We start from the raw sequence: 24,693 nt of genomic DNA, 5'->3' as shown, positions 1-24,693 counted from the left end.
TATTTAGGAATGATTTGCAACAGTCAAGCCAGTTGCAAGTGATTCCCATCTAACTCTTGCCAAAACACATGAATGTGAGTGAAAAGGGGGCATGACGAAAATAGCGCGCAGAACTGAAAAACTGACTGAAGCCTTGCGACGGGCAGGGGTGCGGATCACGCGTCAGCGTGCAGCCCTTTTGTCAGTGTTGGCTGAAGCGGAAGATCACCCCGAAGCGATCGAACTTCACCGCCGCGCTGAAGCCGTTGTGCCGGGGATATCGCTATCGACCGTCTATCGCTCGCTGACCGAGCTTGAAAATCAGGGCGTTATCCTTCGTCATCAATTCGACGGCACGCCTGCACGTTTCGAGCATACCGAAACCCGTCACCACGATCATATGATCGACGTAGACACAGGCGAGGTGGTCGAATTTGCAAGCGAGAGGATTGAAGCGCTCCAAGCCGAAATCGCCGAGGCGCTAGGTTATGAAATCGTCCACCATCGGTTCGAGCTTTATGTGCGCAAGAAAGACGGCCTCTAGCGATCAGCTTTCGGCTCCACTGTTGCGGGGTCGAGTAAACTCGATCAGATACGAACGGTTGCGCCAAAGGTCGCGTCAGGCGACGATTTGGCAATAGGGTTCGTCGCAGGGCAGCCCTGCAAAGATAACGCATGCCTCCTGCAAACTTTGGTTATCCGCCTCAAGGTCAACGTCTTCGATATTTAGGCTGCCGAGCGATCGTTGCAGTCCCTCAAGTTTATGAAAGAACGCGCCTGAGACCATCCTGCACTTTGAGCAAGGCTGGCAGATAGGTCCCTTGGATGGCATCTTGTGTTGCGTGGATCGTAGCCATGCCTGTGTTGAGCGCGGCAACCGTGCGGCCGCGGGAGTCGAGGATCGGCACCGCAAGCGCGGTCAGGCCAAGCTCGATTTCTTGATCGATAAGGGCGTATCCTTGGGTCCTGACTTTGGCAATCTCGGCGCGGATCTCGGCCGGATCGGTCAGCGAATGCACGGTGCGCGGGGTGAGATCGGCGCGGTCGATTAGCGCGGCCGCCTCTTCCTCGGGGAGAGCCGCCAGCAGCACCCGCCCCATGGAAGTGATATGAGCGGGAAGCCGCGAGCCCGGCATAAGGCCGATCGACATCACGCGCCGCTCGGACGCGCGGGCGATATAGACGATTTCCAGATCGTCGAGGATCGAAACCGAACAGGAATGGCCGATTTGCTCGGAAAGCTGATCAAGCCAGGGCTGCACGATCCGCGGCAAGGGCAGGGAAGCCATCGCCCCCATTCCGAGACGCAGCACGCGGGGTGTCAACGTAAAGAACTTGCCGTCATAAGAGGCATAGCCCTCGTGGTGGAGCGTCAAAAGGCATCGCCGCGCTGTTGCCCGATCAAATCCTGTCAAAGTGGCGACGTCCGAGATGGCCAAACGCGGGCGATCCGCGCCGAAACATTCCAGCACGCGAAGCCCTTTGGCAAATGATCCGATGATGTCGGTCGTGTTTGTCATGTGCGCTAAGGTGGTCGCATATTGAACAAAGATCAATATGAGAACATGAGGAGCGTTTTCGGGAGCAGGTCTGGTTTTCACCGGGCCCAATCTTTTTTGCGATTGTCCAAGTGACAAGAAGTTTCGCGGCAGTCCCGGTTATTCGTGAGGAATCCGGATTTCCATAGCCGATCCATTCGCGAGAGGCACCACTTGGGCGGTTCCGCCATGGGCTTCTGCGACTTGCCTAACGATCGCAAGGCCAAGGCCGCAGCCACCCGAGGCGTCATCATTCAATCGGAAGAAGCGGTCAAATACGCGGTCACGGGCCTCTTCGGGAATGCCTGGGCCCGAGTCCGTTACACGGATCGCGACATCCTGCGCGGCGAAGTCGATCTCTAGGTCCACGTCGCCCCCATTGGGGCAGCCATAGCGGCTTGCATTGTCGAGGAGATTTTCGATCGCTTCCCGTATCATGACAGGATCGCCTTTGACGCTGCGCGCGTTTCCAAGGACTTGGAAAGAAACCGAAATATCCCTGCGGAGCACTTTTTCCGCAAAGCTGGTCGCGACCTCTTCGACAAGATCGCGCAGGTCGAACGCTCGCCAATTTCCGGTGGCATTGCGACCGTGAGCCTTTTCCATGGACAAGAGCTGTTGTGTGAGGCGCCCAGTGCGACGTGCCGTTTCGGCAAGCTCGGCAACACGTGACCTTAGCTCTTCCTCTGTGGGCGCGGTTGTTGCGGCCTCGGCCTGAGCTTGGATGGCGGCGATGGGGTTGCGAAGCTGATGCGCTGCATCGGAAATGAAGGCATCGCGCAGGGCGAAGGCGTCGGAAAGGCGAGCGAAGAGCGAGTTCATCGCGGTCACGAGGTTACGCACTTCTTTGGGCACCGCGCGTCTGATCGGTCCAAGATCATCAGGAGACCGCAAGGCCACCGCTTCTCGAAGCTCCAACAGCGGACGTAGGCCAATGTTGATCCCGAACCAGACGAGGAGGGCGGCCGAGACGATCACGATGGCCATGAGTATGATCGCCTGCGCCAAGAGCTCGAGGCTCAGCGCTTCGCGCTGGTTTACAGTTTGCCAGACGTCTACCGTCACCCAGCCGCCGAATTGCGGCTCGGCGATGAATTCGCGCAATGTGACCACGCGAACTGGGAGACCGAGGCTAGTGGAGTCGTAAAAATATGGAATGCCCGATTGAACTTCGGCGTCGATCGGGCGCTCGGGGGCATCGGAATAGCCCGTCACGAAACGCGATTCAGGCCCCTCGATCCGGTAATAGACAGGATCACCAAGGGCTTTGGTCAATGCGTCGAGTAGTTGTTCGGTAAGGACGTCGCCTTCGCTTAGAACCACATCACGCGAGATTGTGAGAGCAACAGCAAGGAGCGTATCGTCATAAAGCCTCTGTGACATCCGCTCTGCGAGGACATATCGCGCAAAAGCCGCAAAGCTTGCCACCAAGATAAGCGGCAGCACGATTAGGACGAAGAGGCGGCTGCGAAGGGACCAACCTTTCATTTGGTGTCATCGTCCAGGAGATAGCCGAGACCGCGCGCGGTGCGGATCGTCACACCGGTTCCGGCCAATTTTCGGCGCAACCTCGAGACCAAGAGCTCAATCGCGTTCGGCTCTATCTCGGAGCCGACGCCATAAAGAGTGTCCGAGATACGGTCCTTGGATACGATCCGCCCGAGTTGGTCGGCAAAACATTCGAACAGAGCTAGTTCACGACGCGGTAGATCAATGAGGCCTTCGGGGCCGGTCAAGGTGCGGGCCATCCGATCAAATCGAAGCTCTCCTATCTCCTCAACACCGGCTCTGATGTCTGCGCGCCGCCGCCCAAGGGCACGGATGCGTGCGGTCAATTCGGCAATTTCGAAGGGTTTGACGAGATAGTCGTCAGCCCCTGAATCGAGCCCTTCGACTCGGTCATCAAGATGGGTGCGAGCGGTCAAAAGAATCACGGGAATCGTGATTCCCTGCTTGCGTAAAGCGCGCACAATTTCAAAGCCAGTGAGCCCCGGAAGGTTCACATCAAGCACGGCAACGTCTGCTCCTTCGGTCTCGAGGAACTTTTTTGCCTCGAGTCCGTCACCGATCCAGTCGACCGCATGTCCTTGATCTCGCAAAGCATTCTCGATGCCCTTGGCAAGTCTTTCGTTGTCTTCGACCAGAACGATTCGCATTTTTTAGAGCCTGACAGGTTTTGGACAGGATGCGCGATTAACGTGCCGCACATCAAGTCGACCACGGGTGGAGGCCCTCGGTAGACTGGTGTCAAGGAAAGGTGAAGGAGGAGAAGGGTCGCCATCGGCGGTATCTCCACTGCACAATTCCGCAGGGAAATACATTACGGGGAGGAACCCAAATGACAGATTCAATCAAGACCACCCGCCGCGGCGCCATCGGTATGGCATTCGGCGCACTCGCAGCTTTCGGCCTTGCCGGTCCCGCTGCTGCCGAAGTTTCGTTCGAAGGCAAAACCATCGAATGGATCATTCCGTTCTCCGCTGGTGGTGGCTCGGATACCTGGGCACGCTTTAACGCTCCGCTGCTCGGCAAATATCTCCCCGGCAACCCGACCGTTGTCGTTGTCAACGAACCCGGTGGCGGCTCGACCAAGGGTACCAACCTCTTTGCAGCTCGTGCCAAGCCCGATGGTTTGACCATCCTCGGCACCTCGGGTTCGACCCAATTCCCCTATCTCTTGGGTGATCCGCGCGTCCGCTACGAGTATGCTGATTGGGAAATCGCAATGGCTTCCCCCACGGGCGGTGTTGTCTACACCTCGCCGTCGACCGGTGTGACTAGCACGGACGAGATCGCCAAGCTCGTTGGTCAAGACCTCGTTTATGCAAGCCAGGGCGCTACCTCGCTCGACCTCGTGCCGCTTCTTGGTTTCAAGATGATGGGGCTGAATGTTCAGCACGTTTTCGGCTTCAAAGGCCGCGGTGATGGCCGTCTCGCTTTCGAGCGCGGTGAGACCAACATCGATTATCAGACCTCCTCTGCCTATATCAAAAACGTCCAGCCGCTCGTTGACTCTGGCGCAGCTGTGCCGCTCTTCAGCTGGGGTGTTCTCGATGAGAACGGCAACATCATGCGCGATCCGACCTTCCCGGATCTGCCGCACTTTGCCGAAGCCTATGAGACCATGACAGGCAAAGCGCCCGAAGGTCCCGAATACGACGCATACTTCGCCTTCTTCACCGCAGGTTTCCCTGCCCAGAAGATGGTGTTCCTGCCCAAGGACACGCCGCAAGAGATCGTAGACACCTATCAGGCTGCATTTGAAGCCATGAAGGCCGATCCCGAGTATCAGGCAAACAAAGAGTCGGTGCTCGGAACCTATGAGCAGGTCACTGGTCGTCAGGCAGACGCTCTTTTCGAGCGCGGCACCAAGATCTCGGCAGAGCTGCGCACACAAGTTGTCGACATGCTTGGCGCAGACTACGGCGTCAAACTCGGTGAATAATCGGTTCCAGCGGATATTCCGCTGAGACTGACACGAACCGTGCGGCCCATCGCCAAAGGCGACTGGGCCGCAATTCTCCCTTAGAACTAATTCTTTTGCACAGATCGCCCGAGCATGTTTCTGCCGGGTTGGAGGATGCTGCCATGATGGATACGCTGCTTACCGCGCTGGCCACTCTGTTCACCTTTCAACACATGGCCTACATGTTATTAGGCGTTTCGGTCGGTCTAGTGATCGGCGTTATTCCCGGTCTGGGCGGCATCGCCGGACTTTCGCTCCTTGTCCCGTTTCTCTATGGTATGGACCCCGTTTCAGCGCTCGGAATGCTGATCGGCCTCGTGGCCGTCATTCCGACCTCTGATACCTTCTCGTCGGTCCTTATGGGTATTCCGGGATCGAGCGCGAGCCAAGCGACGGTCCTTGACGGGTTTCCAATGGCCAAGCAGGGCCAAGCGGCGCGCGCGCTCTCCGTTGCCTTTATCTCCTCCCTTTTTGGTGGCGTGGTTGGGGCTGTAATCCTGACGGGCTTTGTGCTCATCGCGCGCCCGCTAATTCTGCTTTTCGGGTCGGCGGAGCTTTTCATGCTCGCGCTCTTCGGCCTTTCGATGGTTGCAGTGCTTGCGGGCCGCAGCCTTCCCAAAGGTCTTGCCGCTTGTGCAGTCGGCCTTTTGATCGGCTCGATCGGTGCCGCCCCTGCGACGGGCGAGTTTCGGATGATCTTTGGTTCCGAATACCTTTATGACGGTATTCCGCTGGTCATCATCGGCCTTGGTCTTTTTGCTATTCCTGAAATCTCTGACCTCTTGCGCAAGAACAGCTCGATCGCTCAAGGTGCGCCGCTGGGCACCGGTTGGGCTGCAGGCTTTATCGACTGGTGGAAGAACATCTTTCTCTCGATCCGCTGTGCGGGTCTTGGCTGTATGATCGGTGCTATCCCCGGACTTGGTGGTTCTGTCGTCGACTGGATTGCCTATGGTCACGCAGTGCAGACGTCTAAAGATACCTCGAAGTTCGGAAAAGGTGATCCGCGCGGCGTTGTTGCGCCTGAAAGCGCCAACAATGCGATGCAGGGTGGGGCGCTTTTGCCGACCATGCTCTTCGGTATCCCCGGCTCCGGCTCCATGGCGGTTTTCCTTGGCGGTATGGTGCTCATCGGTATCGAACCGGGTCCGTCGATGGTCGGTCCAGACCTCAACATTACCTATTCGATCATCTGGTCGCTGGCTTTGGCCAACATCTTCGGCGCAGGCATCTGTCTTGCCCTTGCGCAGCCGATTTCGCGCCTGACCGCAATCCCGTTCCAACTTCTCGCGCCGTTCATGATCGCGCTGATCTGCTTTGCCGCCTTCCAGGCAACGCGCGATCTCTCGGACCTTGTTGCTCTTCTGGCTATCGGTTTCGTCGGTATCTTGATGAAGCGCTTCGGCTGGCCGCGTCCCGCTTTGCTGATCGGGTATGTTCTTGCCCCGCAAGCAGAGACATTCTTTTATCAAGCGCTGCAGTTCAACGGTTGGGGCTTCCTTGCGCGTCCTGGCGTTCTGATCATCGCCGCGATGACGATTGCCTCGATCTACCTTGGTCTGCGCAATCGCGTTGATGATACGGGCCCGACGGGCGATGCCGTCGTGACCTCGCATACCAGCCGCAACATCCAGATCGCTTTCGCGCTTGCCATGATGGCGTTCTTCGGAATGGCGCTTTGGGATGCGATGGGCCACAGCTTCCTCGGGGGGATTTTCCCGATCGGTGTTGGCGTCGTTGGTGTCGTTTTTGGTCTGACGTTGCTCATCCATCTTTGGCGCGGCCATGAAAACCATCCTGCCTTCTTCGACTATGAGATCGTTGGAGATCACGTCGGCAACGAGGGCAACGGTTGGTTCTGGACGGGGCCTGCGTGGATTGCGCTTTTGGTCGTCTCCACAGCGCTCGTTGGCTTCTACATCGCGATGATCGTCTTCTTTGTCGCCTTCCTGAGGCTGCGTGCCAAAGCGTCCTGGATCAAGACGATCATCATGACCGCCTCCGCTGCCGCCTTCATTCTCGGGCTCGCCTATATGCTTAGCCTGAATTTCCCCTCGGGCTGGCTGCAGAACACCTACGATCTTCCTTGGCCAATCCGTTGATGGAGAAGAATATGACGCAAACCTCTATCCCATTTCACTTTTTCCGTGGCGGCACGTCGCGTGGGCCTTACTTCAATCGCGCAGATCTGCCCGAAGACCTCGAGACATTAGCCCAAGTGCTCTTGTCGGTGGTCGGGTCAGGTCATCCTCTTAACATCGACGGGATCGGCGGCGGCGCTGCGGTGACAACCAAAGTGGCGATGCTATCCCGTTCCAGCGATCCCGAAGCGGATATCGACTATTTCTTTGCGCAAGTTTCGGTCGAGGATCGCACCGTCGATTTCAAGCCGACCTGCGGCAATATCCTCTCGGGCGTCGGTCCTGCAGCCCTTGAGATGGGGTTGGTCGAGCCGACAGGCGATGTCACCCGCATCCGAGTGCTTTCAGTGAATACGGGCGCACGCGTTGAAGCCGTGGTCCAAACGCCCGGCGGCCGCGTCAATTATGATGGCACTGCATCGATCGATGGCGTTCCGGGAACCGCTGCGCCGATTTATCTCAACTTTATGGATGTCGTCGGTTCGAGCACGGGCGCCCTGTTACCAACAGGTGCCGTTCGTGACGTCATCGACGGGATCGAAGTGACCTGTATGGATGTGGCAATGCCCATGGTTATTGCCCGCGCCGAGGACTTTGGCCTCACAGGCTATGAAACCGTGGCCGAGCTCGACGCCAATCGTGAATTCTATGCACGTATGGAGCCGATCCGCATTGAAGCAGGCAAACGTATGGGCATGGGGGATGTTTCGGGGTCGGTAACGCCCAAATTCGGACTTTTGTCCAAACCGCGCGAAGGTGGAACGATCACCGCGCGTTATTTCATGCCCAAGAACTGTCATCCCACCATGGCCGTGACTGGCTCGCAATGCCTCGCGTCGTGCGTTTTGACGCCCGGCACCGTGGCCGAGGGGCTCTTTACCGCTCCCGAGGGCACTCCGGCTCTTGTCGTGATTGAGCATCCCTCGGGCACCATTGATGTGACCGTTGATTACGAGTCTGGTGCTGATGGCTTCAAGCTACGTTCTGCGGGGTTGCTCCGCACTGCACGCCTTTTGGCACGGGGCGAGGTTCTAGTCCCGCAATCGGTTTGGAAGGGGCTTTGACGCGCGGCTAATTCGGGTTAAGTATACAATCGTATACCAAGTTGAGGCCAAGGATGTACGAGGAAATTTCCGAGTGTATCACGCTCGCCAAAACAGAGCTAAGGGTCGCGAAGCAGCGCATATCTGCCGAATTGGCAAGCCATGAGCCTTCGGGCTCTGACTCGAATACCCAGCGAGATGAACTTCTAGCGCAGCGTCGGCGTGTCGATGCTGCGCTGGACGCCTTGTCAGATGGTCCCCAACGTTCCCTCACAGAGTAGCGCGAAATGAAAGTCCATATCCTCGACGATTGGTTCGATACCCTCCGCCACCTACCGTCCTATCAAAAGCTCGATGGGCATGATGTGACGGTTTGGACGGATCACCTCACAGACGAAGCAATTTTGGCCGAGAGGCTGAAAGAGGCAGAAGTGCTGGTCCTCTTTCGGGAAAGAACGGCGATTACCAAAGGCCTTCTCGAGCGACTACCGAAGCTACGCCTTATTTCTCAGCGGAGCGTTTATCCGCATGTCGATGTGGCGGCCTGCACAGCGCATAACGTGCTCTTGAGCTCGAACATGCATTCGGACACCCCCTCATATGCGGCGGCCGAGTTGACTTGGGGGCTGATTTTGGCAGCGATGCGGCAAATCCCGCAACAGATGGCCAGTTTGCGGGCAGGGCTTTGGCAGATGGGCGTCGGAAAAACCCTCCGCGGTCGGGTCATTGGGCTTTATGGATATGGCCGCATCGGACGAGAGGTTGCCGGTTATGCCCGCGCCTTCGGGATGAAGGTGGTATGGTGGGGCTCGCCCGAGGGGCGCGCACGGGCGCTTGCTGCTGGCGAAACCGTTCCTGAAAGCCGGGAAGCGTTTTTTGCTATGGCCGACGTTGTGAGTGTGCACGTCCGCCTGAAACCCGAAACGCGTGGGATCATCGGTCCTGCTGATTTTGCCGCGATGAAGCCAGGAGCAGTTTTTGTAAACACCTCCCGCTCTGGCCTCGTTCAAAAGGGCGCGCTGTTAGAGGCCTTGAATGCGGGGCATCCCGGAATGGCTGCGGTGGATGTGTTCGACGTTGAACCGATGGTCGATGCCAATGACCCTCTGGTTTCGCACCCCAATGTCATTGGCACCCCTCATGTCGGCTATGTCACCGAAGACGAGCTGGAGCTTCAGTTTTCGGACATCTACGACCAGATCAACGCCTATGCAGACGGAGCGCCGATCCACATGATCAACCCCGAGGTCTGGAAGGGCTAGTCCTTTCGCACCTTCAAGAGGCGCGCTGCGATGGGCGCGCCTGTGATCACCAGAATAATGCGGACCAAATGGTGGGTGATGACGAACCCGAGGTCTGCGCCTGCAACGATAGCCAGCACTGTCATTTCCGCCTGACCACCTGGAGCATAGGCCAAGAAGGCCTCGACGGGTGCGGAAAAGCCTGCAAGCGTGACGATCTCTGTGAATGTTGCCGCCAAAACCGCAAGGATCAGGACAAAGGCAACACCCGAGGCAACGACTTGGCGTAGCTCGCGCAAAGTCACCCCGACGTAATAAACGCCGATCCCCATCCCGATGAAGTATTGAGCGATCAGGATCGCCTCTTTCGGTGGGCGCATATGAATAAGACCGCTGAGCGAGAAGATCGCAGCGACAATCATAGGTCCAAGGATCGAAGCTCCAAAGAGCCCGATCTTTTCGCCGCCTTTCCAGCCGATCAAAGCCGCTACCGCCATAAGCCCAAGCTCGTGGAGTGGGATCGTTGTCGCAGGGGCGCCTATCGGATTGCTGAGCGGCGCGCCGTAAAGCTTTACCAGAACGATGGGCGCGATGGTCACGATGATAAGCACGCGTGTTGCGTGGACCAACGAAAGCGTCCGAACATTGCCGCCCGCAGCCTGTCCAAAAATCACCATGTCCTGAAGCCCGCCTGGCATTGCCGCATAAAAGGCAGTGACAGGGTCAAAACCGCAGAGGCGATGAAAGAAGGGAACACCGACTAGTGCGATGAGGGCGATGTATACGGGGATGAACGCCACAGATGCCGCCATAAGCGGCAAGTTATGCAGTAGTTCGGGCGTAATCGAGGCGCCGACCGCGACCCCGAGGATCGTGCGGGCAGCGACCGAAATTTGTCCTAATCCCTTGAGTGGTGCCCCAAGAAGAGCGGCGATCAGACAGGCAGCCATCGGTCCGAAGAGAAACGGCAACGGAAGGCCCAAGGCCCAAAATGCAGCCGCTCCGATTGCAGCCGATACGACGGTCAAAAGGCGCGGTTTTAAGGATTCTAGCGCGCTCATGGTTGCTTTCCTGATCTGGCTTGACGATTTATGAATCCACTTGTATACACTTGGATACAAAATGCAAGCGACCTTTGAGGTTCCGAAAATGAACGATGCTCCCGAACTCGAGGATGGCCCGCAGGGAAGCGGAGCTTATCGCCGTTTGCTGGAAGATATTGGAAACGGCCATCTTGCTCCCGGTGCGCGTCTGCGCGAGACCGAGCTTGCCGAGCGGTTCGGCATCAGTCGCACACCCATTCGCGAGGCTATTCGCCAGCTCGAGGCAGACGGTTTGGTCGTCCATATGCCGCGACAAGGCGCCACGATCCGCGTGCTCGATTACTCCGAAGTCATGGAGCTTTATGAGATGCGCGCGGTGCTTGAGGGCACGGCCGCACGTCTTGCCGCCCGTGCGGCATCTGATCTGGAGCTGGACGAGCTTGAGACGTTGAACAGCGAGCTTTCACAGGCAGCAGACGTGCGCACTGCCTACGAGCTGAACCGTCAGTTCCATATGACCCTGCTGGATGCGGCCAAGAACCGCTACCTGATCAAGTCGGTGAACGCTTTGCAAAAAACCTTGCTCATTATCGGCACCTCGACACTCGCTGAGGCGGATCGCGCACAGCAAGCAGTCAAGGAACATGCCGCTCTTTTGGTGGCACTCAAGGCCCGTGACGGGGTTCGTGCCGAGGAATTGATGCGCGCCCATATCGAGGCTGCGCATCGTGTCCGTCTTAAGGCTCTTCGCGCGCGCGAGCGGCCCATCGACGCAATATAAGGTGAAACTCCAATGAACTTTGACGTCCTGAAAGGTCCATGGGATATCGTTGTGGTCGGCGGCGGAAATGCCGCTCTCTGCGCAGCGATTACGTCGGCAGAGGAGGGCGCGCGCGTCCTTATCCTCGAATCCGCCCCCAAGACCTATCGCGGTGGCAACAGCCGACATACCCGTAACTTCCGCTGTATGCATGAGGGTCCACTTTCAGTGCTGACCGATAGCTATGGGGAGGACGAGTATTTCGATGATCTCATGCTTGTGACCAAGGGTAAGACCGACGAGCCTTTGGCGCGCCTTGCGATCCGCTCCTCGGAAGAATGCCTTCCTTGGATGGAGGCGCACGGAGTGCGGTTCCAGCCTTCTCTTTCGGGCACACTCTCGCTTTCACGCACGAACGCCTTCTTTCTTGGTGGCGGAAAGGCATTGGTCAATGCCTATTACAACACGGCCGAGGATCTGGGGGTTACCGTCGTTTATGACGCCGAAGTCACCCATGTGCATATCGAAGGGGATCGTTTCACCCACCTTGTGGCGCAGATTGGCGGGAAGACCCATACGATCGAAGGAAAAGCAGCGGTTCTCGCATCCGGCGGATTCCAGTCGAACCTTGAGTGGCTCACACGCGCTTGGGGGCCTGCGGCAGCGAACTTCTTGATCCGCGGCACACCTTATAACAAGGGCGCAGTGCTGCGCGATATGCTTGACCAAGGGTGCGAAAGCGTGGGTGATCCAACCCAGTGTCACGCGGTGGCTATCGATGGGCGTGCACCAAAATTCGATGGCGGTATCGTCACGCGTCTTGACTGTGTGCCTTTCTCGATCGTCGTCAACTGCGACGCAGAGCGCTTTTATGACGAAGGCGAGGACGTCTGGCCCAAGCGCTACGCAATCTGGGGACGCCTTGTGGCGGCTCAGCCCGATCAGGTCGGCTATGCGATCATCGACTCCAAATCCATTGACCTCTTTATGCCTTCTGTTTTCCCGCCCAATCGTGCTGACACGATTGAGGAATTGGGCGCTCAGTTGGGGCTTGATGGCGCAAAACTCGCGTCAACGGTTTCCGAGTTCAACGCGGCCTGTCGCACGGGGCGGTTCCATCCGACAGAGCTTGACGGCCTCGCAACCGAAGGACTTGCGCAGCCAAAAACCAACTGGGCTCGTCCCATCGATACGCCGCCCTATTATGGCTATCAGCTTCGCCCCGGCGTGACCTTTACCTATCTGGGGCTGAAAGTTTCCGAAACCGCTCAGGTCTATACAGCAAGCGGTCCCTTGAGCAACGTATGGGCCGCAGGCGAGATCATGGCCGGTTCGATCCTCGGACAAGGCTATCTCGCTGGGTTCGGTATGACCATTGGAACTGTCTTTGGACGCATCGCGGGCCGGGAGGCCGCAGCCTATGTCAATTGATCTTATCAACGAAGCCCGCCGTCAGACCGAGATCTGCAATGCTTGCCGTTACTGTGAAGGTTTTTGCTCGGTATTCCCGGCGCTCACACGCAACAAGATGTTCACTGACGGTGATATCACGCATCTTGCGAACCTCTGTCACAATTGCCGTGGTTGCTACTATTCATGCCAGTATACTGCGCCGCACGAGTTCGACCTGAACTTCCCAGCAGCTCTTGCCGAAGTGCGTCAGGACAGCTGGGAACGTCACGCATGGCCACAGCCTTTGGCGCGCCGTTTTCATGAAAGCGGTGTCGCCATTGCTTCGATGCTAATCGTCGGATTTGTCGTCCTCTTTGGCATGTTGCAGACCTTCCGGCCTGCAAGCGGGGAAGGTTTTTATGCCTATCTCGCACATGGTGCGATGGTGTCGCTCTTCCTTCCTGCTTTCCTTTTGCCACTCCTTTCGGTGATCATCGGACTTCGAAGCTATTGGCAGGAAATCGGCGGCACGCGCATTCGTTGGAACCACATCAAGGGCGCCGGTCTTGCCGCTGCTCGGCTCAAGAACCTCGATGGCGGACAAGGGCAGGGCTGTAACTTCGAACATGAAGACCGCTACTCCAACACGCGTCGTTGGCTCCATCAGGCGGTTATGTATGGTTTCCTTTTGTGCTTCGCAGCGACGAGCGCCGGCACCGTCATGCATTACGTCTTCGATATGCCAGCGCCTTATGGTCTGTTTAGCCTGCCCAAACTCCTTGGCGTTCCTGGCGGTATACTGTTGACCATCGGTTGCGTTGGCCTTGCTTGGCTCAAGACCAAAGCAGACCCGTCGCTTGGGGCCGCACGTGTTTGGGGTGGTGAAATGGCGTTCATTGCGCTCTTGGGGGGCACTGGGGCCACCGGTCTTGCGCTCTATGCGGCAACTGGGACGGCGTTGGTGCCTGTGCTTCTTGCCGTGCACCTCGGGTTTGTGCTGGTTTTCTTCCTACTCCTTCCCTTCACCAAAATGATCCACGGCTTTTTCCGCTTTGTGACCCTTATCGTCGAAGAGCAGAAGCGCCGCGCTTAATCAAATAGCGGGGCTAGTCCCCGCTTAACAAACGAGAGCATCATGAAAGTTGCCTTTATGCCCGGAGACGGGATCGGACCCGAGATCTCTGCTGCGACCCGAAAAGTGCTCGAGGCGGCAGATCGCCGTTTCGGCCTCGGCTTTACCTATCACGAGATCGAAATCAGGTTCGAGGCACTGCGAAAATATGGCTCGACCCTACCTGATGTGTCGTATGCACAAATCAGGCAGGCCGATGCTCTGATCCTCGGGCCTGTGTCCCATCTTGACTATCCACCAAAAGATCAGGGCGGACTTAATCCATCGGGTGAACTTCGCAAGCGGCTCGATCTTTACGCCAACATTCGCCCCGCGTTGACGCGCAAAGGTCTTGGCTCTCCGACGGGGGCCGAATTCGATATGGTGATCTATCGAGAAAATACAGAAGGCTTTTATGCCGACCGCTGCATGCACAGCGGGAGCGGCGAGGTGCAGGTGACCGCGGATGTCGCGATCGCAATGCGACGTATCACTCGCGACGCTTCCATCCGAATTGCCGAAGCCGCGTTCAAAGGCGCGATGCAGCGTCGTAAGAAGGTCACGGCGGTGCACAAGCAGAATGTGCTCAAGGTGACGGACGGGCTCTTCCTCTCCTGCTGCCGCGAGGTCGCTGCACGCTTCCCCGAGGTGGAATATGACGAGGTTCTGATCGATGCCGCCTGCGCGCACTTCGTGCGTCGACCCGAAGCCTTTGACGTTGTTTGCACCACCAATATGTTCGGCGATATCCTCTCTGACCTTGCGTCCGAGCTTTCGGGCGGTCTTGGACTTGCGGCCTCCTTGAACGCAGGCGAGGGCGTTGCAATGGCGCAGGCACAACATGGCTCTGCCCCTGATATCGCAGGAAAAGGTATCGCCAATCCTGCCTCTCTTATCGGGTCCTCTGCCATGCTGCTTGAATGGCTTGGTGCGCATCATGACCGACCTGATCTTGTGAAGGCTGGACGCGCGATCCACAGCGCACTCGATACCGTCATTGCCGATCCTGCCACGCGGACTGGCGATTTGGGTGGAAATTTGGGAACCACGGCGTTCGCAGAGGAAATTGCGAAAGCTTTGGGGGCATATCCAGCCGCATAAACCAAAACTTGCAGTGGTTGGGTGGAGATCTCGTATGCGCTCATTTGACCTTTACGATAAGTTCATATGGACTATATTAAGGTCAATGGAGGACGCGATGCATGTTGCAGAGAAAATCCGGGAACCCGCGCAGATCAACGCCGTTGCGCTCAAAGCCTATGCCCGTGTTGTCGATGCTTGGGGGCTGACCCTCAAGGAAGCTGCTGGCCTTGCCGATATGTCAGAGAGCACATGGAAGCGCGCCAAGAAGCCTGACTTTGCGGGGGAACTGACCAAGGACCAGCTATTGCGGCTGAGTGCGGTAATTGGCATTTACAAGTCGCTCGAGCTCTATTTCTCTGAACCGCTTGCTCGAAGCTGGTTTACGCGGCCGAATACCGGCCCGCTCTTCGGGGGCAATCGTCCTGTTGATACGGCCATCGATGGGGGTTTGCCGCAGATTTTGGCGGTGCGGACCTATCTGGGCGCCCTGCGTGGTGGGGCATGAAGCAGACCGAGATTTCCGATCGTGGTCTTGTTCGCCTTCTGCCTGCCACCTACCACAAACCACCTTCGCTGCGTGGTCTCGTCGATACCGACGATGAAATGGAGATTCTGGCGGAGATAGAGGGCCTCACCAGCAGCCGCCTTCTGGCAGAACGCGGGCGCAACCCACACCTCGACCCGCGCGAGCTCGCTTGGCAGCGCCGCAGCCGTGATCTTCGCATTTATGGCGAAAGTCACATCAACGCCGCCTTTACATATACCCGTGCCGGCGGAAACCGCTTCAACACCGAGGAGCGCGGCGCTTGGTATTGCGCATGGGATGTGATGGTTTCAGTCAGTGAAGTGGCCTGGCATCGCACGCGTGAACTTGGCTTTACCGGCAGCTTCCATGACAGTGCTCGCTATGTGGAACTCTTGGCTGATTTCATCGGCGTCTTCGACGACTTGACCGACGAGCCGAACCATCCCGCTTTGCATGCTGATCCGGCTGTTGGATATCCTGAGGGTCAAAGCCTCGCTCGGCATTTGCGTCGGGCTGGATCGCGCGGTTTGATCTACCCTTCGGTTAGGGCACCTGCACCGGGCGGGAATTGCCTCGTATGCTTTGAGCCTCATGCCATCCAGAACGTCCGCCCGGGCGCGTCTTGGACCCTTGTTTGGGACGGGACACCGCATCACGCGATCACGGCGGTCGTCTGACCGATGAAAGCTCTTGGCTGGAATGGCTCCTCGGCATCAGACTGCATGAGCCAATAAAGTCTAATAAAAACAATTCACTCCGTTAAGAGGGGCGGCCCAAGGCGCCTGAAATTTGGGGGCATAGCTGGCCTTTCTGCACTTCTTTCATTCGCCTGCGAAGAATTTTTGATTTTTTTTGAAACTCTTCGGCGCGTCATTCCGTGGTTCCTCCAACCGCAAGAGATTGCGGATCACACCCAAAAGGAGAAAACCATGAAACTTGCTTCCAAACTCGCCACCGCCGTTGCTGCTCTCACCATTGCCACCGCAGCCTTTGCCGAAAACCCGATGGTCGGCGGCGCGCCGATGTTCGAGAATAAGAACATCGTCGAGAACGCTGTAAATTCGGCCGATCACACCACGCTTGTTGCCGCTGTGCAGGCTGCCGGCCTTGTCGAGACGCTTCAAAGCGAAGGTCCGTTTACCGTCTTTGCCCCTGTGAATGCGGCATTTGATGCGCTGCCTGCTGGCACGGTCGAGACGCTTCTCAAGCCCGAGAACAAGGATATGCTCGTCAAGATCCTGACCGCGCATGTTGTAGCGGGCAAGTGGTCGGCTGCCGATATCGCACGCCAAGCACGCGCTTCGTCGGATGGCTTCTATCACTTCAACGCGGTTTCGGGCGATGCGCTCTCTGCTCAGGTGAAGGGTAACAAGGTCTACATCTATGACGAAAACGGCAATGCGAGCCTTGTCACGATCGCTGATGTGAACCAGTCCAACGGCGTTATCCACGTTGTCGATAAAGTGCTGCTCCCCAAGTAAGTAGAGCGCTACTAGGATGGGCTCCCTCTCTGAGAGCCCATCCGAATTGATAAGGAGGCAGAATATGAGACGAAGAACATTCATTTTGGGCACGGTCGCGGCGATTGCTGCATCTCCCGTCGCTGCTGAAACCTGTGAATTCGAAATATGCCTGACCGAAGCTGAGTGGCGGTCGAGGCTAAGCGCGAACGAATACCTCGTCCTTCGCGAAGAGGAGACTGAGCGTCCCTTCACCAGCCCGCTCAACGACGAAAAGCGCGTTGGTCTTTATCAATGCCGAGGGTGCGAGCTTCCTCTTTATAGCTCAGAGGCGAAATACGACAGCGGCACAGGCTGGCCGAGCTTTTACGAAAGCCTGCCCAATGCGGTGGGCACCAGAGAGGATCGCAGGTTCATCTTCCAGGTTAGAACCGAGGTCCATTGCCGACGCTGCGGCGGCCATCTGGGGCATATCTTCGATGATGGTCCCGAGCCGACAGGTAAGCGGCATTGCCTAAACGGGCTCAGCCTCGCTTTTGTGCCGCAAGTGTGAGGTCGGTCCTTACCTCGTTTTTTTGAACCCCAAAAGCGGCTCGCGTGTCCCCCAATCCGTCGATGATGAGCCGCTCAACTTGGCGCGCCCTGACCAGGCGCGCCTTTTTCTTTTTGATGAGCGGCCCGGTCACTGTTGAGCGCTGCGCACTGTGATACCAGACCTCAGGTGCAGACTTCTTTCCTGCCTCAAACGTGGCGCATGTGCACTCCGCCGCGCAGATTGTCTTTCTCAGAAGCAGTGAAATTGGTTTGCTTCGGCTAAGAGTGCGCGTGGATTATTTCCTATATATTGTTGATAATATTCATATTTTAACAAAACGCCTTTTGGCGAAAGACATTTTTTACTCCCCCGGCCCATGTGCTGACTTGAGCAGATTGAAAACGGGGTTCGCTGATGAATATTGCTGGATACGGTAATGACGCAAAGCTGAGAGTTGGCGGCGGGGTGAAAGGGAGGAGCCTGCGGGAAAGGTTTGAGCCCAAGCCTGAAGGCGTGGTGCGCGGGAGCCAAGATACCAAAACGCCCGAGGTGCCTTCGAGGCAAGGCAGGGCGCCTTCAATCAATGCTCCCGATATTGTCCAACTTTGGCAAACCAATTTGGGCGAGCTGAGAGCAGCGGTAGAGAGTGCCGAGGCACCGCTTGAAAAGGCGCGTATTGAGGAGCTTCTCAATGGAAGCCTTCTTGCCCCAAACCACTTTGCATCGACTGTCAAACGCTTGCGTGAGAACAACGAGGCCGATCATCGCGTCCTCAATGCGCTGAATGCAGCGGGGATAGATACCACGCGCTCGGGAAAAGAGGATACTTCGGTTCTTGTCGGTATAATCAGCGGCGTTGCCGTGCTCAACCGCAAGTCTAGGGTTCAAAAGTCAGTCTTTCCGAGCGATCGCGAAGAAGAACAACAAAAGATGCTGGCGTCTCTCGCTGCATATTGCCGATTTGGCGCGCCCCCATCTGCGGGTTTCGATGTGTGGCTGGATGTGACCGGACGCGAATTGCCCCTCATGTCCCTGAGAGATGGGCTCGCCGAAATCACATCGGCAATCGAAAGCCTTCGTCGCTACATGCTTACTGTCTCGGAAGGTGCCGCAGAGATTATATTCGTCGGCCTCGAAGTGTTTCCTGTCGAAGGTCGCGAAGCCTACTTGGTCAAGACGCATCTTGTCGTGCAGAACGATGAGCCTGCGGAAATTGATGCGCTTTGCGAAGTGATCTCGGAGAAGCTGGGGTATGAACTGGAGCATCTTTCAAATCCGACATTGACCGAGATTGAGCACTCTATGTTTCAAGCGAGCGATATGCGGGCGCTTTCTCGGTGTGATCCCGAGAGGATCGTCAGATTTGCAGAAGTTATAGATAAAACAAAATTCCAGCGTCCGTCTGGCGGATTTCGCTCATGGCGCGCAAGCGATGCGGCAAAAGAGTCCCAGCCTCTGTTGCTTTGGCTTGGTGACGACCTGAACATATGCCTGATTAGAAAGAAGTCTCGGTCAAATGACGTCGATGACGAGGTGATCGAGGGGGAGGAAGAGAAGGAAGAAGAGGACGAGGAGAGCGAGGCGGCTGCGGAAGAGAGCGACAGCTCGGATGGTTCGGAAACTGCCTCGGCAAAGCCCAAGTTTAACCTGAAAAGCGGGCACAAGATCGACCGGTTGCCGGGTGTGTTCTTTTTCGAGCCCGTTGCCCACATCCGGAATTATTTGCCGAATAGCACGGATGCCGATGACCAGCGGCGCCTTGCCGAGTGTGTCCCGAAGGTCCTTATCGATAGGTTCGAAGCGGCTATCGGCCTATCAAGGGATGAAGCTCAGAGGCTCAACCTTATGTTGAACCAAGTCTCTGACGACCTCGCTGAGCAGTCAAATACGTCGGCACTCCAAATGATGGAAAATATCTTGGCTGGTCCGCTCGAGCCAAAGGGGGCCGATGGCGTCTTCGAGGGTATCCGAGGCGTGAATGATCGCGAGGGCAATTCAGGGGCTATAGATATTGGCGCACAGAGGGGGAGAAAGGATCACGATGATGGTTCGATGGTTCCCGCGCCACAAGCGGTAACAGCGGAGAGCGGCGCTAAAACCCAACTCCACAAGAAGAGGGGCCGAAGCGCTGATTTTGATGATGTATTCGAGCCGTTCGATGACGACAGTTAGCAATTTTGCGCTCGAAATGAAGCCAATCGCAGAGCGTGTGATTGCAATCCTGGAAATGCGTCTGCGTCGAGCAGCCTTTGATCAACGATCTAATTCTAGTCGATAATTGTGACGCATCCCGAATGGCGCGACTTATACCAAGACACGCCAAAGGTCCCTGCGAACATCGCAACGTGCGATGCTTCAAGTCTTTGACCTGCGCCTCGATATCAAATGGGATGGGGCAGGAGCGTTCAGTTTCACCTCGACATGCATCACCTGCGCAGGGTTCGGAAGGCAGTGGTCAGAGCGTTCCTCTGGCCCCCAGGCCGACTTTGAGGAAGCATAGTGCGTTTTCGCAGTTTGCGTTGTTGCGTGTCCGGCCAATGCCGCAACGCATTGTGCCGCCTCCGTCTCACCCGCGCTTTCCCTGAACGTCGCTTTGGCGTTTGCTATGGCTTGATGACGAAACGTGTAAAAGCATGGCCTGACGCTTCCGTCAGGGAAAACTTTCTCGCAGCTTCGCGTGAGTAGCTTTGCCAGTGTAGAAAGGGAGCTCTCGAAGCTATCTTTTGTCTCGAAGGTGTCAACCCACTCGAATGTGCGCTTGATCGCGCCAAGGGTCTCGGTGGATAGGTTTGTGAGATCAAACTCTCTCTCCTCTCCATTTCCGCGTCCATTCGAGGTCTTGGCATTGAGAACGTTCAAGATGGGGTGGCCGAAGTTATGGAGGTAGCGCGCCCCAAACCACTCGCAGGGACGCAGGCCGAGAGCTGCAAGCGCGACGAGGAAATCCGCGAGTATGGCGCGATTGGCGATGTTCGAGGGTCTTCGCAAGTAGAGGATCAAGCTATTGAGGTGCTGATAAGAAATCGCCTTTTGCTTTTTCTTCGAGGTCCGCTTTAGGGAGGCTGGAAGCGCTTCGCCTGCTCTGACCTTTGCCTTCGCCCTGTCCGACAAGAGCTCATGCAGGATTTCATCTTGCCATTCTCCATTGTAGTCGATCGTCGCCCGAATTGCCGCCTCGTAACGTCGCCAAGTGGAGGCGCAGACCTTCGTTTTGAGGTCTATGAAAAAGTCACACATTTGTCGCTCCGTCGGCCTTTGCTCAGTAGGGAGGTTAAGCATCTTTTGAACGCGCCTGACGAATTGTTCGGTCATACGAAGATATTTCCTGAGGGTCTCATCGCTGCGGGTAGGTTTAGGAAAGTGGGGGTGGGATTTTGACATGGGATGCTCCAGTTGATCTGGAAAGCATCTGAGTTCAGGCATGCAAGAGACTGCCCTTGATGAGAGCCTTGAATCTAAAATCCCAGCTCCAGCCTACTGATTTAATTTAAATTATTTTTCCTGCTCTTTCTTGCGTGAGGCGGCTCATCTTTCTCGCAAGCACTGCTGAAGGAGAATTGTGATGACCCAAGCCCCCGAAAATCCGATGACGACATGGATGCGAAAGGAGCCTCGTATGCGTGAGGTTCTTGAAGCAGACCGCCGCAGCAGGGGGAAGTCAGTTCCTGAGCAGGGGCTCTCGTCAAGATGTTTGCCGGACTATTCAACGCGGTCGATGCAAGACGCATTTGCGTATGTCGGGCTTGCCATTGCGGGAGAAGAGAGAAGCGATGCCTTGGCGATCGTGGTCAAGAGTGCGGCGAAGCCACCGGTGGAGACGTCCGAAGTCACACCGGAAATCGCTTTCTATCGGCGCGGTGCGGATAAGATCATCGCGGCGTTGACCGAGAAATGTGACTTTGTCTACTGCCGCTACAAAGTGATCCCGCAAGAGACCGAGGGGCTTTGCTGCCTCGGTTATGCAATCGTCTTCCAGCCGAAGGGCGATCTGAGAGATCCTGATCAGGCCGTCGCAATGGCGAAAGAGATCGAGGCGCGGATCGAGACGCATGACTGCAAGGTCTTGGTGGCCCGAACGCTCGTCGATCTCTACGGGCTCGTTTATGACCCGAGTGAAATGGCTGCTCTTGCAGGGTGGGGCGACGACGCCCTCGTCGCCTATGATAAGGCCACATTCGGACGCAAACTTTCGAAGTCGGGGGAACGCTTGGCTAAAGTCAAGCAGCAGCTCGAGCGAGATGAGATGCGTCCAATTCCTATTGGGCGTGATCAGACACTCTGCGTTGGGCTCATCGACAAGAGGGAGTATCAAAGCCGTTTGGCGGCGCTGACCGTCAAAGATCCCTGCTCTGAGCAACCCGAGCAAAACGCGCAAGATCCGCTCGATCCTGCGCCCTCCACCGATCCCGATCAGCCCACCTCAGCCGCTGAAATGAGCAAGACATGTCTCGGGGAGGAGGCCAGAACAGATCGGGTTATGCCGTTCGATTGGATGGGAAACACACGCCTCGACACCAAGTCTGAGGCAGACGCCGATACTTGGGTGCTTGGGGTCGACCTTGCTCCTTGGGTCCAATCTCACGTCCTACAGGCCGCGGGCAGCAGGGGCATGAGGCGACAAAGTGCATGGTGTCCGTGTCCTCGAGAGCTAAAGCGGGCGCGCTCGAAGAGAGCCAAACAAGGTCCACATGCGCGCCATATCCGGTTTATGCTGATGCGGAGGGTCCACGAGGTTCAATCCCCGAAAGTATCCTGCTGCGGTAACATGATCTGTCAACTTCGATGTTGGTTGACCGGAGCACCCGCGATCCTCGAGCCGCCTTGCTCGCATACCCATCGGAGCCTCGTTGCGGGGCGCCTCCCGAAAGAGCGAGGCCTTCCCGCAAGGCCGCCCCCATAAGGGCTCGCAAACCCTCTCTTTGTGGCGTCTGCACCTGACTTCCTTCTCAGGCATCTCTCCTGCGCTCATTTATCCAAATCTGAGTGCGCGTTCCGCGTAGGCCCTTAGGTCGTGTTTGTCCTGATCAAGGCTTCGGGGCCGCTCTTATGTCAAAGTCTAACCCTCACTCTGAACGAGAAACGCGTTCAGGGTTATCGGCGCTTTGTCTGAGGGTTCTGTGATTGGAGGCGGCGCTCTGCGCGCCGCGCCTCCGCTTTGGTCTCGGCGAAAGGTCTTAGAATAGATGGCAGAGATGGCAGGGCGCGGGGAGGGGAGCCCGAAGGGCTTTCTCCTGGCGCGCTTGCAGGTTTGACCGAGGCTTCAGGTGGGCCGCCTTCACCCACATGGATCCCCCACAAAAATGTCCAAGTAACGTTGAGGGGGTCGCAAAAAAAAAGCCTCGTAAGGTCGCAATTCATACCTGAGGTATTGGCAAACCGCTCAAACTCTCCGAGGGCCCCAATTGCTCGAGGCCCTCGGTTTCCACCGCCCTTCGACGAGTTCCAAGTCAAAGGATGCGGCGCGCGTAAAGCTGCAGCACGTCAATCGCCTCTTCGGGAGTTTCCGCTCTGAGTGCTGTCATGAGCTCTCCTGACGAGATACGGTGAAAGGCCACGTCCGGAGGGAGTTTTGCGATCCATTCAAAGTCGAAGGCCCTCGGAAACAATCGATAGAGCAAGATGCCGATTGTAAGTCTGTCCATAGGTTGCAGCGCATGGAGCTCATAAGCGGGCTTAGGTGTATCAAGAATGTAAAATACCTTCGAATGCATGAAGGCAAAGGAGCCGCCCAAGCTCTGACTATGTGCCGCGACCTTCGAGGGAAATGCATCGTAAGCTTTTTGCAACTGGTAAGACGTAAAGTAGCTCAATAAGTCAAAAGTGGTGACCTTCGGGGTCATCTCCTCGGTCACTTTCAGCCCATGGCACATCATAATGAGCGCAAACATGTCCGAGAAATGCGGCAAGCTCGGTGACAGAAAATCGACAATATTTTGTGGATCAATAAAAACAGGCTCCTTTGAGTGCTGAGCCTTTGACCACCATGCGGGGTTCGGAAACGTGCGGCACAGGGTGATGGCTACTGCAAGCGGAGCTGCAAATTTGAAGCAGATGCATGCGTCATAACGATCTTTCCTCGGTTGATGAAAGGCTTCCAATTCGGTTTTATCGAGCTTCAGCATTTCTGCGACTGTGATGCCGTCCTTATAAGTCGCACATTTGATCATGAGCTGCGTCACATTGAGAATAAGGTCTAGGGTGTGTGTTGAAAGCTTGAAGGGGTGATGGGGCGCTAAATTCTTTTCGGTCACGGTGTTATCCTTGAATATCTGAAGGCCCCGCTCGGACGTCCGAGCAGGTCAAAGGTGCAGGCGGCTCCCCAGAGCCGCGCAGGATGTTGTTCGGGAATCCTCGGAAGGGACGCGAGACGGTCCGCTCGCGGGCTTTTCGGGTCAGGGGGAAGGGGACGCGCTCACAGGTTGCGGTGAACGCCGAGGCGCTTCGCTTTTAGTGAAGCGCCGCACCCGTTTTAGGAAATCCGCCGCCACACTCGATCATACGCGTCGTGGTCGAGATCAATACCTCCACGCCAGCACGCCGCTCGATGAGCTGGATGACTTTATCCAAAAAGGGACGCAAGGCCTTGTCCTCGTGTCCAGATGCCGTGGCAATGTCCGCGAGCTTCCCTTCGACCGACTTGGCCAGAGCAAGCATGTCACGAAACGTGCGCTGTTCGGTCGAAGCCGCGAGCGCAATGATGCTTTCATGGAAGAAATTCGGCGCGTCAGGGAAGAGTGCCGAGTAATGCCGTGATTTATTTGCGAAAGCGACGACAATATCAAAGTGGCAGCACGCGGTCTCCAACAGCTCGTCGTCGGGGTTCTCGCTCATACGAGAGCTGTCCCAATGATCGAGAAAGTAAAGGCCATTCTCGAATGCCGCGAGGACATAAAGAAACTCAGCACGCAGATTGAAGACGTGAGGGGGGACTTTTGCCGGAGTATTGGGCGTGATAGGGGTGTAATTAGACATGATGATCATCCTTCGCTTGATCGTTGTGTTTAGACGGAAGCAGGAGTTGCCGCTCTTGCTTCCGTTGCTTATATCTAGCAAACTTATTTGATGACGTCAACAAATAAGTTATCCGATTGGTGAGATTAAATGGCAAAACCAGGCAGACCCCCGCGTGACACTGAATCCATGACCCTTCGGATTACGCGTGACATGCTCGCTCAGATCGATGACGCGCGCCGCGTTGAGCCAGATCTACCTACGCGTCCTGAAATGGTGCGTCGCCTCCTTGCCAAAGCTTTGAAAGAAGCTGACCAATCCTGAGTGCCTGCACAGAAATGACATCGCGCTAGATTTTGCGTCGATTGGAGATGAAAGCCTTGGGGCAGCTCCTTTGCCTTCTGAACCTGTAACACGTGAGGCT

General features: G+C 56.5%; 23 protein-coding genes. 16 read left to right on the top strand and 7 right to left on the bottom strand.

Annotation, left to right across the window (positions count from 1 at the left end; all coding sequences use genetic code 11):
- Window positions 1-91 precede the first annotated feature (91 nt).
- Window positions 92-523, top strand: a complete 432-nt coding sequence (locus QQG91_RS08975; RefSeq protein WP_285769888.1) for a Fur family transcriptional regulator — start codon at window positions 92-94, stop codon at window positions 521-523.
- A 217-nt stretch (window positions 524-740) separates the two neighbouring features.
- Here the strand turns inward: QQG91_RS08975 and QQG91_RS08970 are convergent, their stop codons facing one another.
- The 3 genes from QQG91_RS08970 to QQG91_RS08960 form a co-directional block, all read right to left on the bottom strand.
- Window positions 741-1,499, bottom strand: coding sequence for an IclR family transcriptional regulator domain-containing protein (locus QQG91_RS08970; RefSeq protein ID WP_285769887.1), 759 nt, complete (start codon window positions 1,497-1,499; stop codon window positions 741-743).
- A 138-nt stretch (window positions 1,500-1,637) separates the two neighbouring features.
- Window positions 1,638-3,005, bottom strand: coding sequence for a sensor histidine kinase (locus QQG91_RS08965; RefSeq protein WP_285769886.1), 1,368 nt, complete (start codon window positions 3,003-3,005; stop codon window positions 1,638-1,640).
- Window positions 3,002-3,673, bottom strand: coding sequence for a response regulator transcription factor (locus QQG91_RS08960; protein ID WP_285769885.1), 672 nt, complete (start codon window positions 3,671-3,673; stop codon window positions 3,002-3,004). The genes QQG91_RS08965 and QQG91_RS08960 overlap by 4 nt, the downstream gene beginning before the upstream one ends.
- 182 nt (window positions 3,674-3,855) lie before the next feature.
- On the opposite strand from QQG91_RS08960, the gene QQG91_RS08955 reads away from it, so the two are divergent.
- From QQG91_RS08955 to QQG91_RS08940, 4 genes are all read left to right on the top strand, one after another.
- On the top strand, window positions 3,856-4,962 hold the full coding sequence (locus QQG91_RS08955) for a Bug family tripartite tricarboxylate transporter substrate binding protein (RefSeq protein WP_285769884.1): 1,107 nt from the start codon (window positions 3,856-3,858) through the stop codon (window positions 4,960-4,962).
- Between the two features lie 143 nt (window positions 4,963-5,105).
- Window positions 5,106-7,085, top strand: coding sequence for a tripartite tricarboxylate transporter permease (locus QQG91_RS08950; protein ID WP_285769883.1), 1,980 nt, complete (start codon window positions 5,106-5,108; stop codon window positions 7,083-7,085).
- Between the two features lie 11 nt (window positions 7,086-7,096).
- Window positions 7,097-8,188, top strand: coding sequence for a 4-oxalomesaconate tautomerase (locus QQG91_RS08945; RefSeq protein WP_285769882.1), 1,092 nt, complete (start codon window positions 7,097-7,099; stop codon window positions 8,186-8,188).
- 266 nt (window positions 8,189-8,454) lie between these two features.
- A complete protein-coding gene (locus tag QQG91_RS08940) occupies window positions 8,455-9,429 on the top strand; it encodes a D-2-hydroxyacid dehydrogenase family protein (RefSeq protein WP_285769881.1) in 975 nt (324 codons plus the stop codon).
- On the opposite strand, the gene QQG91_RS08935 is transcribed toward QQG91_RS08940, so the two are convergent.
- Complete coding sequence (locus QQG91_RS08935; RefSeq protein WP_285769880.1) at window positions 9,426-10,469, bottom strand: AbrB family transcriptional regulator; 1,044 nt, start codon at window positions 10,467-10,469, stop codon at window positions 9,426-9,428. The genes QQG91_RS08940 and QQG91_RS08935 overlap by 4 nt on opposite strands.
- An 88-nt stretch (window positions 10,470-10,557) precedes the next feature.
- Here QQG91_RS08935 and QQG91_RS08930 point away from each other — a divergent pair, with 88 nt between their 5' ends.
- From QQG91_RS08930 to QQG91_RS08890, 9 genes are all read left to right on the top strand, one after another.
- Complete coding sequence (locus QQG91_RS08930) at window positions 10,558-11,232, top strand: GntR family transcriptional regulator (RefSeq protein WP_285769879.1); 675 nt, start codon at window positions 10,558-10,560, stop codon at window positions 11,230-11,232.
- A 12-nt stretch (window positions 11,233-11,244) separates the two neighbouring features.
- A complete protein-coding gene (gene tcuA / locus QQG91_RS08925) occupies window positions 11,245-12,642 on the top strand; it encodes an FAD-dependent tricarballylate dehydrogenase TcuA (RefSeq protein WP_285769878.1) in 1,398 nt (465 codons plus the stop codon).
- Window positions 12,632-13,696: a tricarballylate utilization 4Fe-4S protein TcuB gene (gene tcuB, locus QQG91_RS08920; protein ID WP_285769877.1), complete on the top strand. Its 1,065-nt coding sequence runs from the start codon at window positions 12,632-12,634 to the stop codon at window positions 13,694-13,696. The genes tcuA and tcuB overlap by 11 nt, the downstream gene beginning before the upstream one ends.
- Before the next feature lie 42 nt (window positions 13,697-13,738).
- Window positions 13,739-14,815, top strand: a complete 1,077-nt coding sequence (locus QQG91_RS08915) for an isocitrate/isopropylmalate dehydrogenase family protein (protein WP_285769876.1) — start codon at window positions 13,739-13,741, stop codon at window positions 14,813-14,815.
- 85 nt (window positions 14,816-14,900) lie between these two features.
- Complete coding sequence (locus tag QQG91_RS08910; protein WP_285769875.1) at window positions 14,901-15,302, top strand: MbcA/ParS/Xre antitoxin family protein; 402 nt, start codon at window positions 14,901-14,903, stop codon at window positions 15,300-15,302.
- Window positions 15,299-16,000: an RES family NAD+ phosphorylase gene (locus QQG91_RS08905; protein WP_285769874.1), complete on the top strand. Its 702-nt coding sequence runs from the start codon at window positions 15,299-15,301 to the stop codon at window positions 15,998-16,000. Before QQG91_RS08910 ends, QQG91_RS08905 begins: the two co-directional genes overlap by 4 nt.
- Window positions 16,001-16,252: 252 nt before the next feature.
- The gene (locus tag QQG91_RS08900) at window positions 16,253-16,804 is read left to right on the top strand and encodes a fasciclin domain-containing protein (RefSeq protein WP_285769873.1); all 552 of its coding nucleotides are present in this window, start codon (window positions 16,253-16,255) and stop codon (window positions 16,802-16,804) included.
- A 64-nt stretch (window positions 16,805-16,868) separates the two neighbouring features.
- A complete protein-coding gene (msrB, locus tag QQG91_RS08895) occupies window positions 16,869-17,336 on the top strand; it encodes a peptide-methionine (R)-S-oxide reductase MsrB (protein ID WP_285769872.1) in 468 nt (155 codons plus the stop codon).
- 396 nt (window positions 17,337-17,732) lie between these two features.
- Window positions 17,733-19,490 (top strand): hypothetical protein, encoded by a 1,758-nt coding sequence (locus QQG91_RS08890; protein WP_285769871.1) that lies wholly within the window; start codon window positions 17,733-17,735, stop codon window positions 19,488-19,490.
- 183 nt (window positions 19,491-19,673) lie between these two features.
- On the opposite strand, the gene QQG91_RS08885 is transcribed toward QQG91_RS08890, so the two are convergent.
- Window positions 19,674-20,555: a site-specific integrase gene (locus tag QQG91_RS08885; protein ID WP_285769870.1), complete on the bottom strand. Its 882-nt coding sequence runs from the start codon at window positions 20,553-20,555 to the stop codon at window positions 19,674-19,676.
- 478 nt (window positions 20,556-21,033) lie between these two features.
- Here QQG91_RS08885 and QQG91_RS08880 point away from each other — a divergent pair, with 478 nt between their 5' ends.
- Complete coding sequence (locus tag QQG91_RS08880) at window positions 21,034-22,218, top strand: hypothetical protein (RefSeq protein WP_285769869.1); 1,185 nt, start codon at window positions 21,034-21,036, stop codon at window positions 22,216-22,218.
- A gap of 547 nt (window positions 22,219-22,765) precedes the next feature.
- Here the strand turns inward: QQG91_RS08880 and QQG91_RS08875 are convergent.
- Together QQG91_RS08875 and QQG91_RS08870 are read right to left on the bottom strand one after the other, a co-directional pair.
- Complete coding sequence (locus QQG91_RS08875) at window positions 22,766-23,569, bottom strand: hypothetical protein (protein ID WP_285769868.1); 804 nt, start codon at window positions 23,567-23,569, stop codon at window positions 22,766-22,768.
- A 196-nt stretch (window positions 23,570-23,765) separates the two neighbouring features.
- Complete coding sequence (locus QQG91_RS08870; protein WP_285769867.1) at window positions 23,766-24,290, bottom strand: hypothetical protein; 525 nt, start codon at window positions 24,288-24,290, stop codon at window positions 23,766-23,768.
- Window positions 24,291-24,458: 168 nt separating this feature from the next.
- Here QQG91_RS08870 and QQG91_RS08865 point away from each other — a divergent pair, with 168 nt between their 5' ends.
- Window positions 24,459-24,593, top strand: a complete 135-nt coding sequence (locus tag QQG91_RS08865; protein WP_285769866.1) for a hypothetical protein — start codon at window positions 24,459-24,461, stop codon at window positions 24,591-24,593.
- The last annotated feature ends 100 nt before the right edge of the window (window positions 24,594-24,693 follow it).

Source organism: Marivivens sp. LCG002, assembly GCF_030264275.1.
Classification (GTDB): Bacteria; Pseudomonadota; Alphaproteobacteria; order Rhodobacterales; family Rhodobacteraceae; genus Marivivens.
Note: the sequence above shows the minus strand (reverse complement) of the source record. Positions and strands in the feature narration are given on the sequence as shown.